Consider the following 15,294-nt stretch of genomic DNA (forward strand, 5'->3'; position numbering starts at 1 on the left):
ATTCGCGAGGCACCTGCCCGGCGGCCAGCAGCTCGCAAGGCGCCGGGCTCGGTAAGAGCCACCCTTAGCCCTGCAGCGCGAGGTGGCGGGCGGGGATATCGGCCGTGCCGCCGTCGATGACCTTGAAGCGCTTGCGGATACCGTGATGCGCGAGCTTGCGGACGCTCTTGCTCTCGTTGCGGGCAAGCTCCTGGTCGACGAGCATGTCGACGTAGCTATCGGTGTCCGCAACGTCCGGACGACCCGCCTGCGGCTTGAACGCCATGAAGATGGTGTCCGGCTCGAGGTGATCGACCTCGTCCAGCTCCTCGTCGAAAGAGGCCGGAGAGGGCGCGGGCACGGCATTGGCGGCAGCCATGGCGATGTCCTCGTTGGTGCGCTCGTCGAGCGCGGCGAGGGCAACGGCCCACAGGTCCTGCTGCTGGTCGCTCCAGCGCTGGCCCTGAGCAGGGAACGCCTCGGCCGGGTCGGCGAGACGGGTCGCGATGGTCTCGCGGTCGTGCCTGGGCTCGACGGCGACGGAAGCAGGGCGCGCGGTCTGCGGCGCTGCCGGCTGAGCGGCCTGCGCGGAAGCGGAGGACGCTGGCTGAGCAGCCTGCGCAGGCGCAGCCGACTGCTGCCTGGCCGCGGCCTGGGCGGCCTGGGCGACCCAAAGGTCCTTCGCGGCGGCAGCGGCGGCGGGCGTCTGGGCGCAGAAGAGCACGGCGCTGTTATCCGCCAGGCCTTCGTTCACGGACTCCATACCGACGACGGAAGCCGTCGCGGGGCGAACCTCGTTACCAAAAGCCTGGTCCCACCAAGCCTCCCCCACGTCGCCAACGCTGCCATCGGCGCGCGCGATGACGGGGAGTCCCTCCATCTTCGCAGCTCCGAGGCGCTCCTGGAGAACGCTGGCAACGCCCTTGGCGCGCGCGGCCATGCGCTCGGCGAGGGTGATCTTGCGGACGTAGTCCTCCGCGACGTCGGCATAGTCGACGGAATCCGAGCCCTTCAGCCAGGAGTCCCAGGCGGCGTCCGCCTCGGCATCGCTCATCACGCCGTAGTGCGAGGGAACGGTGTAGCGGGTCTCCTTTTGCCTCTGGGCAGTGGCGGATACGGGGGCGGCGTGGCCGGACGCGGGAGCTGCGGGGGCGGTGTGGTTGTTTGCGACGGGTGCGGCGGTCGCGCCCTCTGACGCGGCTGCGGCCACGTGCGGCGCGGGCTGGACGCGGATGTTGCCCGTCTGCTCCCAAGATCCGGTCATGCCACGCTGCGTGCTGCGCGCGGCATGGCGAGGCTGTTGCTCGGATACGACAGCCGCCGAGATCTCCCCAGCGCCGCCGGACGAGAGAGTCCCGGTGGCATCTTGGCCAGACATATCCCAAGCGGAGGGACCCGCCTGGTCATTAGCTCCCCGCATACGACCCGCGGAATCAAAGGCAGCCCGATGGCGCGTCTCCGCCATGCGCGTGACTACGAGTGAGGTACCGCTGGCGATAACCGCACCGGCGATGCATCCGGCAGCGAAGCTAAGGCCGGGATCGATCCTAGAGACGTCTTGGCCCAGAACCGTAAGCGCATTGGCCCACGTGGGGGTCGCCCACGCAGCAACGCCGGCCAGACCGGCACAAATGGCAGGGTTCGTGTGCCTGCTCGTCATGACCAAACGCCTCCCTCGCGGAGGCGACGGCGTGCGCAGATTGTCCACTGGATTGCGACGACGGGCCCACCAGACATCTGGCGGCCAATCGGGCAACGGCTTGGTGTGTTTAGTCTGCGTGTACCGTCGCTCGAACAATTATTCCTCATGGTGCATAGGCACCTCGTGGCGCAAAGGCTGCTTTTACAGCACGTGGGCACCAATAGAATGACTATACATCAGCGAGTCATTATAGTGCGGCGAAATGCGCCCCAGGCAATGAATTCTTGGAGGGGGAAGCCGCAAGCGCGTCCGCACAACCGCCGCATGGCACCACGAACAGCAAAACGGTCGCGCTGGCGCATTCAACGCCAACGCGACCGCATGTCTCTCGATTCAGCCGGCGCGCGCCCAGGAAACGTCACGCCCCCGGCACGACAAGCCATTACAGCGAGTCGACGTACTCCGACTGCTGGGCCTTCTTGGCCGAGCGGATGAGGAACTCCTCGTTCGTCGCCGTAGCGCGGAGACTCTTGACGAGAGAAGCCTCGGCACGCTCGATGTTGTTCATGTTCGCGAGGATGCGACGGAGGCCCCAGACGAACGGCTGGAGATCCGCATCAATGAGCAGGTCCTCGTTGCGCGTGCCGGAGGCAACCGGATCGATTGCCGGGAAGATGCGCTTGTCGGCAAGCTCGCGGTCGAGCTTGAGCTCCATGTTGCCGGTGCCCTTGAACTCCTCGAAGATGACCTCGTCCATCTTGGAGCCAGTCTCGACAAGGGCGGAGGCGAGGATGGTCAGGGAGCCACCGTTCTCGATGTTGCGCGCCGCGCCGAGGAACTTCTTGGGCGGGTAGAGCGCCGCGGAGTCAACGCCGCCGGACAGGATGCGGCCGCTTGCGGGAGCAGCGAGGTTGTAGGCGCGGGCAAGGCGCGTGATGGAGTCGAGGACGACCACGACGTCGCGGCCCATCTCGACCAGGCGCTTCGCGCGCTCGATTACGAGCTCGGAGACCATGGTGTGGTTCTCGGCAGGCATGTCGAACGTCGAGGCAACGACATCGCCCCTGATGGAGCGCTGCATGTCAGTAACCTCTTCGGGGCGCTCGTCGACAAGCAGGCAGATGAGATAGACCTCGGGGTTGTTGGCGGCGATGGACTCGCAGATGCGCTTGAGCACCGTGGTCTTGCCGGCCTTGGGCGGGCTCACGATTAGGCCGCGCTGGCCCTTGCCGATAGGAGCCACGAGGTCAATGGCGCGACCGGTGATGGAGTCACGGCCGTGCTCCATGCGAAGGCGCTCGTTGGGATAGACGGGCGTGAGGTCGCGGAAGCGCGGGCGCGAGCGAACAAGCTCGGGCTCGAGACCATTGACCGTGGCGATCTTGTAAAGCGCGGGGTACTTGTCGTTGGGACGGCTCGGGCGAACGGTTCCCTCAATCCAGTCGCCACGACGAAGGCCCATGTGCTTGATCATCTGCTGGGGAACGAAGGCGTCGTCGTCGCCGGCCATATAGTTGCCGGTACGAACGAAGCCATAGCCTTCGCCCGTGATGTCAAGCACGCCGGCGACGTCGCGGAAGCCCTCGGCACGCGCGGCGGCAACGTAGACCGCCTCAGCGAGCTGGGCCTTGCGGATGCCCACGTACTCAACGCCGAGGTTAACCGCCTCGCGACGCAGCTCTGCCACGAGCATGGAGGCGGCACGCTCGCGAGAGAGCGTGGGACCGCCGTTGTTGTTGCCCGCGTTGTTGCCGTTGTTGTTGTGACGGTTGCGGCGACGGTTGTTGCCGCCATTGTTGTTCTGGAACTGGCGCTGGCCCTGCGCGTTCTGCTTGTCGGCACCGCGGCCCGGGCGAACGTCGCGGCGGTCGCGCTGATAGCCGCGCTGCTGCTTGTCAGCGTTCTGGCCGCTTGCCTGCGAAGAGGCGTTCTGGCCTCCCTCGGACGCAGGGGCGGAAGCCTGGTCACGGTCCTTGCGGGCGCGCGAGCGACGACGCTTGAACGCGCCTTCGTCACCGGCAGCGTCAGTCCTGGGGGCGACGTCGGCTTTGGGAGCGGCATCCGCCTTGGGAGTGACGGGCGCCTTCTGCGCGGTGTCGACCTTGGCGGCGTGGGCCCTGGATGCGTCATCAGCCTTGGCGGCGCGGACCTTGGGAGCGGAGTCGGCCTTGGATGGCGCCTCGCCCTTGGCCGAATCGGCCTTGGCGGCGCGAGCCTTGGTGGCACGGGCCTTGGGAGCGTCGGCCTTCGGGGCGGCATCAGTCTTCTGAGCGGCAGGGGCCTTAGCAGCAGCGTCGCCCTTAGACGAGGCAGAAGCCTCCTGGACGGCATCGGCCTTGCGCGCGCGAGGACGGCGGCGCTTTGGTGCCTGCGGAATCTCGTTGTTTTCTTCTGTCACGTGGGTGACCCTTCGAATCGGGCGAACTCGTCGCCTCCCACCCCACGCTGCTAACGCGGCATTGTCCTGCGAAAGTAAAGCCTGAGGTTGGGGAAATAGTGGGCGCCGCAAAAGCGCGGCACAACGTAGGCTTAAAGGCCTGATTTTCTCGACTATAACACTCGTCACAGTATCGTGCGAGCAAAACGTTACTTCACCGGCGTCCGGCATTAGTTCGCGTCCAAGCGATGCGATCGGCAGCCAGTTGATCCCCACCGCACAAGCATGAGTTGAGCGTCAGTCACGCAGCAGAATCGCAAGCGCACCCATGCGCGCCCCAAACAAAGACGCCCGCCGGGACAACTCCCAGCGGGCGCCAAGCAATCTATCTAGCGAACGTCACGCGCTACATACGCTCCGGAGCAGAGACGCCGATGAGCGAGAGCGTGAGCGCAAGCACGCGACGGGCGGCATCGCACGCGGCAAGGCGGGCCTTCGAAACGGCCTCGTCGACCGGACGGCCCTCGCTCGGCAGCACCTGGCAGGCGGTGTAGAACGAGTGGAAGCTACCAGCGAGCTCCTGCGCGTAGTGCGTGAGGCGGAACGGCGCACGGTCACGGGCGCAGCTCTCGACCAGGTCGCCAAACTCGCCGAGCTTACGCGCGAGGGCGGCCTCGGTGGGATCGGTGAGGACGGAGAGGTCGCAGTCGATCGGGCAGGCGCGAGAGGCAATCTCGTCCATGCCGAGCTCGGCGGCCTCCTCAGCGGTGACGCCGGCGGCGCGGCGCAGGATCGAGCAGATGCGGGCGTGGGCGTACTGGACGTAGTACACCGGGTTGGTGTTGTCCTGGCGCTTCACGGCCTCGATGTCGAAGTCGATCATCTGGTTGGAGCTCTTGGAGACGAGCGTGAAGCGCGTGGCGTCAGCGCCCACCTCGTCGAGCAGCTCGCGCAGCGGGACCATCGTGCCCTTACGCTTGCTCATCCTGACGGGCTGGCCGTTGCGCAGCAGGTTCACGAGCTGGCCGAGAAGGACCTCAAACTTACCCTCGTAACCGAGGGCATCAGTCGCGGCGCGCACGCGGGCGATATAGCCGTGGTGGTCGGCGCCCCAGACGTCGATGACGTGGTCGACGCGCTCGTACTTGTTCCAGTGATAGGCGACGTCAGAAGCGAAGTAGGTGTAGGCGCCGTCAGCCTTCACGAGGACGCGGTCCTTGTCGTCGCCAAAGTCAGTGGAGCGGAACCAGAGGGCGTCGTCCTTCTCGTAGAGGTAACCCTGCTCGCGCAGGCGGGCGAAGGCGCGGTCGACGGCGCTCGTGCCGCTCGCGTCCTTCTCATACAGGGAGCGCTCGCTGAACCACACGTCAAAGCTGGTGCGCATGTCGTCGCAGGTCTGGCGGATGTCCTCGAGCATGAGCTTGTAGCCGCGCTCGCGGAAGGAGGTCATGCGCTCGGAGGCGTCGGCGTCGACCCAGCGGGTGCCGTCAGCCTCCATGAAGTGGGCGGCAAGGTCGATGATGTAGTCTCCGCCGTAAGAGTCAGCGCCGAGGGACTCGCGGAAGGCGTCCATGTAGGGATGGCTCTCGGGGTGCTCGTCAGCCTCGTCAGAGACGAAGGCGGCCCAGTCGGCGATGAGGGCCTCGTGGGCGGCGTGGGCGTCGACGCCCTTCTCGTCCATGATCCGGGCGAGCTGGAGATAGCGCGCGGACACCGAGTTGCCAAAGGTGTTCATCTGGTTGCCGTGGTCATTCACGTAGTACTCGCGCTCGACCTCGTAACCGGCGTGGTCGAGAACGCGGGCGAGGGAGTCGCCGAGCGCGGCCCAACGGCCATGGCCGATGTGCAGCGGACCAACGGGGTTAGCGGAGACGTACTCGACCTGGACGCGCTGACCAGCACCGAGGTCAGAGCGGCCAAAGTCCTCGCCCTGCTCGCGCACGGTGCGGAAGATCTCGTTACCGGCGGCGACGGAAAGGTAGATGTTCACGAAGCCCGGGCCAGCGACCTCGACGCGATCGATCTCCGGAGCCTCGGGGAGGTGGGCGGCGATGGCCTCGGCGATCGCGCGGGGCGCCATGTGGGCGACCTTGGCGCTGCGGAGGGCGACGGTGCTCGTCCAATCGCCGTTCGCGGAATCCGCGGGGCGCTCGAGGCCGAGGTCCGCCACCTCGAACTCAGGCAGCTCGCCTGCAGACTGTGCCTCGGCCAGTGCAGCCCTGACCAGCTTCTCGATCGTCTCGACCACGATGCGTCCTTCCAACGTGCGCGCGGCCCCAAAGCGGGGCCGCGAATTAACATTTCGTGCCGTAAAGCGGCTATGAGTGTAGCAAAAGCGAGCCTGGGGAACGTCACCAGGCGCGAGGTCCTCGACGCAACTTGCCAGGCAGCGTCCTAGCGAATGGGCGACGAGGCAATACGCTCCTCGCGTGCGAGCCTCACGCGCAGCGCGGCGAGGTTGTCCTCGACGCCCACGGGATAGAGCTGCGGGTTCAGGAAGCGCTTCACCGCCGGGTCGAGACGCATGAGCGCCTCACGGCAGGCGCGGCGAGACTCCGCGAGCGTCGGCCTCTCGCCGATACCACGGCCGTCCTCCACCATCTGAACGAGGAGGTCGCGCCCCTCGTAGGCACCAAAGTCATAGCCGACCTCGGAGTCGGTCACGTTCACGGCGAGGGCACAGTTGGTCCCGGCTATCGTCTCGTCATAGATGACGTCGCCCACGGGGCAGCCGGAGCCATCGACGAAGCGCTTGACCTGTTGGATGCCAGGGATGGTGCGCTTATAGGCAACCTCGGACAGCTTCATCGTGGGACGCCACTCCGCCTCGCCCGCCTTGCGTACGGCAGCAAGCTTGTACACGCCACCAAGGGAGGGCTGGGGGTCGCACGTGGCGAGCTTGGTACCCACGCCAAACGAGTCAATCGGCGCACCCTGGGCGAACAGGGACTGGATTGTGTACTCGTCGAGGTCATTCGAGACGGAGATCTTCACGTAGGGCAGACCAGCCGCGTCAAAGGCCTCGCGCGCGTACTTGGAGAGCTTGGCGAGATCGCCCGAGTCGATGCGGATGGCCGCGAGGCGCTCGCCGGCGGCCTCCATCTCCTTGGCGACGGTGATCGCGTTCTCGATACCCTGGCGAACGTCGTACGTATCGACGAGCAGGACGCAGTTCTTCGGCATGGAGCGCGCGAAGGCGCGGAAGGCCTCGAGCTCGGACGGGAAGGCCATCACCCAGGAGTGGGCGTGGGTGCCGAAGACCGGAATGCCGTAGATCTTGCCGGCAAGGCAGTTGGAGGTCGAGTTGGCACCACCCACGAACGACGCGCGCGCGACGGCGAGGCCGCCATCCGGGCCCTGCGCGCGGCGCAGGCCAAAGTCTGACACGGCATGGCCCTCGGCCGCCTGGACGACGCGCGCGGTCTTGGTGGCCACGAGGGTCTGGAAGTTCACGAGGTTGAGCAGCGCCGTCTCGATGAGCTGGCACGCCGCCATGGAGCCCTGCACGCGCACGAGCGGCTCGCGCGGGAACACGACCTCGCCCTCCGGCACGGCCCAGACGTCGAGGTCGGGCGTGAACTCGGCGAGCCAGTCGAGGAAGCCCTGCTTGAACATCGCGCCGCCGCCGGGAGCCTGGATGCTCGCGAGGTAGGCGATGTCCTCGGGCGTATAGCGGAAGTTCTCAACAAGCTCGGCGATCTGGCCCGTGCCGCACGCTACGGCATAGCCGCCGTCAAACGGGGCGTCACGGAAGAAGACGGTGAAGCACGCCTCCGCGTCCATGAGGCCGCTCTCCCAGAATCCCTGGGCCATCGTAAGCTCATAGAGGTCCGTGTTAAGAGACACATCAGTGGGCTTGGTTACGTCGGTGAGAGACATGCGCCCTCCCCTTTCGTCTGGCGCCCTGACGGCGCGGTTTGGGTCCTTGCACCACGGCTGGCGCGGAGGGTTGCCCTAATTGGTGATGAGTCCGCCGCCGACAACCTGCACGACAAACCAAGCGATAAGCAGCGCTACGAAAAGGAGCACGAGCTTCTGGGCGAGGGGCATCTTGAGATCCTCATCAGGCTCCATGTACTCGCGGGCGCGCTCTCGCCTCGCGGCATCGCGGGCATCCGCATCCGCCTCGGCCTGCTCGGCACGAAGACGCTCGAGCTCGGCCTTCTGGGCCGCGGCCTGGGCGGCATTCTCGCGCGCGGCCTTCTCGGCGCGAAGGCGCTCGAGCTCGGCGCGCTCCTCGTCAGTGAGGGGGGCCTGTTCGTCTGCCATGTGAACTCCTTTGCGAGTCTTCATCAATCCTAGAGAGTCTATCCCTTTTGGGCATGGCTCAGTCCGTCAAGGGCAAGGACGCGAATGCCGGCAGCTAGCCCGCGAGCTCCGGGCCCCGGGTCAGGCCACTAGTCCACGAGCCCAACCCCGATGCGGGCCACTAGCCCGCAAGTTCCGGTCCCGGCGCGGGCCACTAGCCCGCAAGCTCCGGGCCCTCGACTCCAGTCGCGTCGAACGCGGGCACGAAGCTCTCCGAGACCGTACCTCCCTGCTGCCACCACATGCGTTCGAAGCCCAGGTCGTCGGCATGATCGAGCACAACCTCGTACTCGTCGTCGCCTAGCGCGCGGGCGAGGTCTCCCCCGCGCTCGCGGCACGCTGCGTTGGGCGTGTACTGGTTCATGACGGAGAGGTCCGCCTCGTTGCCACAGATGTCCCAGACACGGTCGAGGACCGCAAGCGAGTCATCCACGTGACCCGGCAGGACGAGATGGCGCACGATGATGCCGCGAAGTATCCTGCCATCCTCGCCGAGCGAGCGACCCCCGCGCGAGCGCGTGATCTCGAGCATTTCCTTGAGCGCCGCCGCCGCGACCTCCGGATAATCGCCAGCGACAGAGAGCGCACGGGCGAGCGCCGGGTCCGCATACTTGAAGTCCGTCAGCCATACGTCGACGACCTGGGCGAGGAGACGAACGGTCTCCACCGTCTCGTAGCCGCCGGTGTTGCAGAGGATGGGCACCGTGAGGCCCGCCTTCCGTGCGGCCTTTGCCGCCTCGACGACCTGCGGAGCAAAGTGGCCGGGCGTGACGAGGTTGATGTTGAGCGCGCCCTGGGACTCGAGCTCGAGCATCATCTGGGCGAGGCGCGCGACGCTCACGTCAATGCCGAAGTTGCCGGCGCTGATCTCCGCATTCTGGCAGAAGACGCAGCGCAGGGTGCAGCCGGAGAAGAAGATGGCGCCGCTGCCCGCCTCACCCGACACGGGAGGCTCCTCCCAGAAGTGAAGTGCGGAGCGAGCCACGCGCAGGGTCGAGGTCGCTCCACACGCACCGCGGGCTCCCTCCGCCCTGTGAGCCCCGCAGGCACGCGGACAAAGGCGACACGTCTCATATTCTCGCGGCATCTCGGCCATAGCCTCTCCCCTCGTCATGTGCCGGGCGTCCGCACGGCGGCGGAGCCGGCGCGTCACGACATCCCATGCCGGGCGTCCGTGCGGTGGCAGCCCGCATCTGGCCGGCATCGAACGACAAGCGCCACGCGAGGCGCGCTCGAATGACGTGCGCATACAAAAAGAGCGGACCACATCGTGGCCCGCTCGACAATTCCTGGTGGAGACGAAGGGAATCGAACCCTCGGCCTCTGCCATGCGACGGCAGCGCTCTCCCAGCTGAGCTACGTCCCCAGGCGCGTTTGCGCGTTGGTTATTGTACCGTGCTTGCCCCGTCTGTCAAACGAGAATCTCGCAAGAATGAAAGATTGCATGGCGAGGACGTAGAAAGCCCCGCCGTGTAACGTGGATTATCTCGAATGGGGCGCGAGTCATCCGCGGCATAGGCGCCACGCGTGATGCCGGTCTACTCCGCGCGTGATAGCACTCCTGCCGCGCGTGGCACCACCATAGATAAGCGGCGCGTAAAAACAACGTCGCTCCCCGCAGGTGCGATAATGAACCCACCTCTCAAAAGGTGGGTGCCCTCACCGGCTGTTCCGCCTTCCTCAACAACGGAGGATGCCCGTACTGAGCCTGGTATATGGGCTCCCAGGAAACGCTTGTCGGTTCACCCAGTTTGCCCTGCGGGGAGCTGACACCTTCACTATACCGAAGCCATTTATCGGTTCCAGTCTTGACATGAGATTAACCTGCTCTCCGAGATTGCGTCTTAGGGACGCGCGCCAACGCAGAGCTGGTATCATAGGTAGTTACTGTGCCGTAACAATCTGCGGCGCACTCACGGGGCGGCAACCGCCCCGCTTCAACGTGACCGGCGCATCCGTCGGTCGAAGCACCCGGCGATCTGCCGGGCAACGGATACGAATACCCTCGCGCGCGGCATGCCGCCCGCAGGTTTGAAAGGCTACTCGCTTGGTGAGATGGTGGATTCCCTACGCGTCGCTCTTTGCAACGGCGCTCGTTGTGACGCTGGTAACCACACCGCTCGCTCGGCTCATAGCCACTCGCCTCGGCGCGGTCGATAAGCCCAGTAAGCGACGCATCAACAAGCGCACCATCCCGCGTATGGGCGGCATCGCGATTTTCCTCTCACTCATCGCAGCCGTCATCCTCCAGTACATGGGGACGATGCACCTTCACTGGCCCATCGTCTTCATGCCCGGTCGCTTTTCGATCTACAACTACCCGATGCTCGGCCTCGCGTTCCTCGTCATCTTCATGACGGGCGCGCTTGATGACGTTTTCCAGCTGAGGCCCCTCGCGAAGCTCGCGGGCCAGGTCCTCGCGGCGAGCATCGCCGTGGCTGCCGGCCTCACCGTTGGCACCATCATGAACCCGTTTGGCCCCGGCGAGCTCGTTCTTGGCTGGGTCGCCTACCCCATCACCGTCATCTACCTCGTAGCCTACGTGAACATCATCAACCTAATCGACGGTCTCGACGGCCTTGCGTCAGGCATCACGTTCATCTCGTGCTGCACGCTCTTCGTGCTCGCGAACCTCGCCGGCAGGCGCGACGCCGCGGCACTCTCCATCGCTGTCGCCGGTGCCACGCTTGGTTTTCTCCGCTACAACTTCAACCCGGCGTCGATTTTCCTGGGCGACTCCGGCTCGCTGCTGCTCGGCTTCTCGCTCGGTACGATCTCGCTGCTGAACGTCCGCCGCGTCGCCGGCCTCACCACAATCATCGTCCCTCTCGTCATTTCCTTCGTGCCCATCGTCGACACGCTCTCTGCGATCATCCGTCGCAAGCGCGCGCACGTGAGCGTGGGGCAGGCGGACAAGGGCCACATTCACCACCGCCTCATCCAGGACGGCTATGACCAGAAGCAGGCGGTTCTGCTCATGTACCTCTGGACGGCAATGCTGTCCGTGGGGGCCCTCATCATGACGCAGATCGAGACCGCGCCGCGCATCGTCGTCTTCTGCATCCTTATTGGCGCGTCATTCGCGTTCGCCGCGCACCTTCACCTTTTCGATCCGGTGCTGCTTCACCACTACAACCCAAAGAGCGGCGAGGACGAGCTCGTGACTCCCGATGACCCCGCGTTCGCAGTCGAGCAGGAGCGTCGCGAGGAACATCGCGAAGAACGCCGAGAAGAGCGTCACGAGGCCATCTCGGACCTCCTCCACCACGACGACAAGTAGCGCTGGCTGCAGGGAAGCCTGCTGGCTGCGCGAGGCCCGCCGGCTGGAGGCACCGCCGTTTGACATTAACCCGGTTTCACGCATATTGAGACATGCTTAAAAGCCCTATGCATGCGCACTAGCCGACTCGGCTTGACGGCGCAAATAGCTGGCCTCGCGTGTGCGGAACACGTGCGGCACAAAAAAGGTCCGCACGCGCGTTGCGTACGGACCGTTGCGTACGGACCTTAGACGAGCAATGTGCTTGAGACGAGTAAGTTACTCGGCGTCAGCGATGGCCTTCTTGGCGACCTCGGCGAGGGCGGCGAAAGCAGCCTCGTCCTCGTAGGCGATCTGCGAGAGGACCTTACGGTCGAGATCGACGCCGGCGAGCTTCAGGCCGTGCATGAAGGTGGAGTAGCTCATGTCGTTCATGCGGGCGGCAGCGTTGATGCGCTGAATCCAGAGACGACGGATGTCGCGCTTCTTGTTACGACGATCGCGGTACTGGTACTGCAGGGAGTGCTGGACCTGCTCCTTCATGCCGCGGAAGGTGCGGGAGGAAGTGCCGTAGTAGCCCTTGGAGAGCTCCTTCAGGGTATTACGCTTCTTACGACCGGCGACAGCGCGCTTGACTCGTGCCATGTGTGATCAACTCCTAGTGAAAAAAGACAGGGCTTGCGCTGCGCGCTACTTGCCCATGCGGGACGAAACGACCTTGACGTCGGCGGGGGCGAGCTCGGTCTCCTGGCGGAAGCCACGAATGCGCTTGGGCGACTTCTTGGTGAGGATGTGGCTCTTGAAAGCCTTGGCGCGCATGATCTTGCCGGTGCCGGTCTTGCGGAAACGCTTGGCCGTACCCTTGTGCGTCTTCATCTTGGGCATGCTAGTTCTCCTTCGTATCCTTCTCGTCTGCCACTGCGGCCTTCTCGTCGAAGGCGCCCTTGATCGGCGCGACGAGCATGTGCATGTTGCGGCCTTCCATCTTGGGCTGGCTCTCGACCGTGGCGTAGGGCTTGAGGTCCTCCGTCAGGCGCTCGAGCACGTTGAGACCCTGCTCGGGATGAGCCATCTCACGACCACGGAACATGATGGTCACCTTCACGCGCGCGCCCTTCTTGAGGAAGCGCATGACGTGACCCTTCTTGGTCTCGTAGTCGCCGGTGTCGATCTTGGGACGGAACTTCATCTCCTTGACCTCGACCTTGGCCTGGTTCTTACGAGCCTGCTTGGCCTTGATCGCCTGCTCGTACTTGTACTTGCCGTAGTCCATGACCTTGCAGACGGGCGGCTCCGCGTTGGGGGCAATCTCGACGAGGTCGAGGCCCTGCTCGGAAGCGATGCGCTGCGCGTCACGAACGCCGAAAAGACCCAGCTGAGAGCCATCGACACCGATAAGACGGCAGGAACGAGCAGTGATCTCCCCGTTAATACGGGGACCATCGGATTTGGCTATCTTACACACCTTCCTTTCGTTGCGGTGTGCCTGGTGGGGGGCACCTCGCCGCGGTTGCGGCTTGGCCCTTGTGGGCGCCACCGCACGAAAAAACCGGAGCTGCGACATGTGCAGCCCCGGCAAGATTCAGGTAAATCGCTCCTATGATCTGAGCGTATCTTCCTTTGTCTGACCAGACAGCTGCCCGTGGCGCCGTTCAGGTGGGGTCATAAGCTCTGACCCACTTCGAATTGAGGCCGTCTGGCCACAACGGTTATGTAGTATGCCACGCATTCACAAGACGCGCAAGCACAAAGTTGAGCGCGCCCTCAAATGTGAAGGTCTCCACATAGCGCGCGCTCGCACGACGGAAAGTATGGGGGCTTCCACATGGCGAACGTTCGCGAGACGAGCGGCTTGTCCGCAGCGCATTTGCCGAGCGATTCCCACAATACGTCTTACCGAGCGCCGCTGCAAAACGGCACGCCAACGTGCCAAGAAGACGTCGTTCCCTCGCGCGGTAATCTTGTCCGCAACCTCTGCCATACTACGTCATAGGCGAATTACGAGGAACGAGGGATTCATGACCAGGGGCTATCAAGGCAAGAGCGGATATCAGGGCGCTGGCTCGCGCAGGCGTGGAAGCAAGCGCGGCAAGTCCGCAGGCAGGCAGGACGCACGCCCCCGCGAGCCCAAAGCCATTCCCGAGCCGCAGGAGCTAGATGCCGAGCTTGGCCTCCCCCTCCACCTCATCGAAGCCGTTCGCTGCCAGTATGGTGAGGAGGCAATGCGCATCGAGGCAGGGTGGGCATGCAGCCGTCGCGTGACCTTGCGCGCCAACACGCTCCTCGCCAGTGCGGAGCAGGTCGCCGGCGACCTTGATGCGGCTGGCATCGCCTTCACGCGCGTGCCTTGGTACGAGGATGCCTTCGTCCTGGCAGACGGAGCGCGCGAACGCGACCTCTGGGATCTCGATTTGTATAAGCAGGGCAAAATCTACCTGCAAAGCCTTTCCTCCATGCTGCCCCCTCTCGCCCTTTCGCCGCGCGCCGGGGCAGATATCCTCGACATGTGCGCGGCCCCCGGTGGCAAGACCAGCCAGATGGCAGCGCTCGCTCCCGGTGGGGATGGAGTCCGTGCCGCACGTGCGACGGCTTGCGAAGTCTCTAAGCCACGCGCCGAGAAGCTCGAACACAACCTTGCTAAACTTGGAGCAAAGAACGTCCAGGTCATGCGCACGGACGCGAGCAAGCTCGATGATTGGTTCTCCTTCGACCAGATTCTGCTCGACGCGCCCTGCACGGGTTCCGGCACCGTCCATGTACAGGACGACCACGCGGCGCGATACCTCACGCCGGCCCTCGCGAGTGGCGTCGAACGTTCGCAGCGCGCCCTTATCGACAAGGCGCTTCGCGTACTCAAGCCCGGCGGAGAGCTCGTCTACTCAACCTGCTCCGTGCTTGCGCGCGAAAACGAAGACGTGGTTAGCTGGGCGCTCTCACGTCACAGGGATTGCGAGCTGGTTGGCGCCGGCTTGCCCGCCAGCGCACTTGGGTCAGAGGAGTTCTCCGTGCCCACCCTGCCATGCGAGCTGGACGGTGCCCTCACGGTATGCCCGAGCGATTTGTTCGAGGGATTCTTCCTGGCTAAGATTCGCAAGCTTGGCTAGCCCCGTAGGCTAGCCCTGCACGTAACTAGCAAGGCGAACGATCGGCCCTAAGCCTCATCTGCCATGTCGTGGCCACGCGCCTCGAACATCGAGACGATCTCATCGGGCGTGGAGTCGAGCGCACACGCGAGCTCCTCGAGGGACCTACGCTGCGCCTCCCTCAGCACGCGCGACATGAACGTACTGGGCTTTTTTCCCTCAGCCTCCGCAGCGGCAATGCGCTGGCGCATGGTCTTGACCACACGAACGGAATCCGGCACGCCATTCTTGAGAAGTGCCTTAAAGTGCTTCTCCTCGAGACCAGAATTACGATCAGTGAAATCGTCGCAGGTCAAATCGTCGTAGCCCTCGATGACCGCAAGAGCGTCCTCACGACTCACGGGAGGATGAAGCTTGTCTGCCTGGGCCTGGGGATACAGCAGCTTCGTGGTGCTGCGTCCGTCACCAGCCTCAAGGACGAGTACGGGAAACGGCGAATCCTCGAAACCGACAACCGTGCACAGGCCCTGACCGGGATGCATGACACGCTCCCCAATTGCAAACATATCAACCTCCACGAAAGGTTCGCACTCGCTAACCTCGACAGGCGTCCGGCTCAACCGGTTCAAACGACCCAGCCGGCTAA

The 15,294-nt window shown here is 64.6% G+C and carries 12 protein-coding genes and 1 tRNA gene; 2 read left to right on the top strand and 11 right to left on the bottom strand.

Going from position 1 to position 15,294, the window contains the following annotated elements; translation table 11 throughout:
• Positions 1–64: 64 nt before the first annotated feature.
• The 7 genes from Q0H23_RS02490 to Q0H23_RS02520 form a co-directional block, all read right to left on the bottom strand.
• Entirely contained in the window at positions 65–1,639 is a 1,575-nt protein-coding gene (locus Q0H23_RS02490) for a hypothetical protein (RefSeq protein WP_293813893.1), read from the bottom strand.
• A 424-nt stretch (positions 1,640–2,063) separates the two neighbouring features.
• Complete coding sequence (gene rho, locus Q0H23_RS02495) at positions 2,064–4,019, bottom strand: transcription termination factor Rho (RefSeq protein ID WP_293835339.1); 1,956 nt, start codon at positions 4,017–4,019, stop codon at positions 2,064–2,066.
• 385 nt (positions 4,020–4,404) lie between these two features.
• A complete protein-coding gene (gene argS, locus Q0H23_RS02500; RefSeq protein ID WP_293835341.1) occupies positions 4,405–6,246 on the bottom strand; it encodes an arginine--tRNA ligase in 1,842 nt (613 codons plus the stop codon).
• A gap of 146 nt (positions 6,247–6,392) precedes the next feature.
• Positions 6,393–7,877 (bottom strand): nicotinate phosphoribosyltransferase, encoded by a 1,485-nt coding sequence (locus Q0H23_RS02505; RefSeq protein ID WP_293835344.1) that lies wholly within the window; start codon positions 7,875–7,877, stop codon positions 6,393–6,395.
• A 75-nt stretch (positions 7,878–7,952) separates the two neighbouring features.
• Positions 7,953–8,267, bottom strand: coding sequence for a hypothetical protein (locus Q0H23_RS02510; protein ID WP_293813889.1), 315 nt, complete (start codon positions 8,265–8,267; stop codon positions 7,953–7,955).
• A gap of 193 nt (positions 8,268–8,460) precedes the next feature.
• A complete protein-coding gene (locus tag Q0H23_RS02515) occupies positions 8,461–9,402 on the bottom strand; it encodes a radical SAM protein (RefSeq protein WP_293835346.1) in 942 nt (313 codons plus the stop codon).
• Positions 9,403–9,596: 194 nt separating this feature from the next.
• Positions 9,597–9,672: transfer RNA gene (locus Q0H23_RS02520), tRNA-Ala, on the bottom strand.
• A 732-nt stretch (positions 9,673–10,404) separates the two neighbouring features.
• On the opposite strand from Q0H23_RS02520, the gene Q0H23_RS02525 reads away from it, so the two are divergent.
• The gene (locus tag Q0H23_RS02525) at positions 10,405–11,586 is read left to right on the top strand and encodes an MraY family glycosyltransferase (RefSeq protein WP_293813887.1); all 1,182 of its coding nucleotides are present in this window, start codon (positions 10,405–10,407) and stop codon (positions 11,584–11,586) included.
• 258 nt (positions 11,587–11,844) lie between these two features.
• Here the strand turns inward: Q0H23_RS02525 and rplT are convergent, their stop codons facing one another.
• From rplT to infC, 3 genes are read right to left on the bottom strand one after another with little or no spacing between them, the layout of a single operon-like run.
• A complete protein-coding gene (gene rplT, locus Q0H23_RS02530) occupies positions 11,845–12,210 on the bottom strand; it encodes a 50S ribosomal protein L20 (protein WP_293813886.1) in 366 nt (121 codons plus the stop codon).
• Positions 12,211–12,255: 45 nt separating this feature from the next.
• Positions 12,256–12,450 (bottom strand): 50S ribosomal protein L35, encoded by a 195-nt coding sequence (gene rpmI / locus Q0H23_RS02535; RefSeq protein ID WP_293813885.1) that lies wholly within the window; start codon positions 12,448–12,450, stop codon positions 12,256–12,258.
• Between the two features lies 1 nt (position 12,451).
• Entirely contained in the window at positions 12,452–13,030 is a 579-nt protein-coding gene (gene infC, locus Q0H23_RS02540) for a translation initiation factor IF-3 (protein ID WP_293813884.1), read from the bottom strand.
• 553 nt (positions 13,031–13,583) lie between these two features.
• Here infC and Q0H23_RS02545 point away from each other — a divergent pair.
• Entirely contained in the window at positions 13,584–14,669 is a 1,086-nt protein-coding gene (locus Q0H23_RS02545; protein WP_293835347.1) for an RsmB/NOP family class I SAM-dependent RNA methyltransferase, read from the top strand.
• 47 nt (positions 14,670–14,716) lie between these two features.
• Here the strand turns inward: Q0H23_RS02545 and Q0H23_RS02550 are convergent, their stop codons facing one another.
• A complete protein-coding gene (locus Q0H23_RS02550; protein ID WP_293813882.1) occupies positions 14,717–15,214 on the bottom strand; it encodes a hypothetical protein in 498 nt (165 codons plus the stop codon).
• Between the last annotated feature and the right edge of the window lie 80 nt (positions 15,215–15,294).

The organism is uncultured Parolsenella sp. (assembly GCF_934660935.1).
In the GTDB taxonomy this organism is placed as follows: domain Bacteria; phylum Actinomycetota; class Coriobacteriia; order Coriobacteriales; family Atopobiaceae; genus Parolsenella.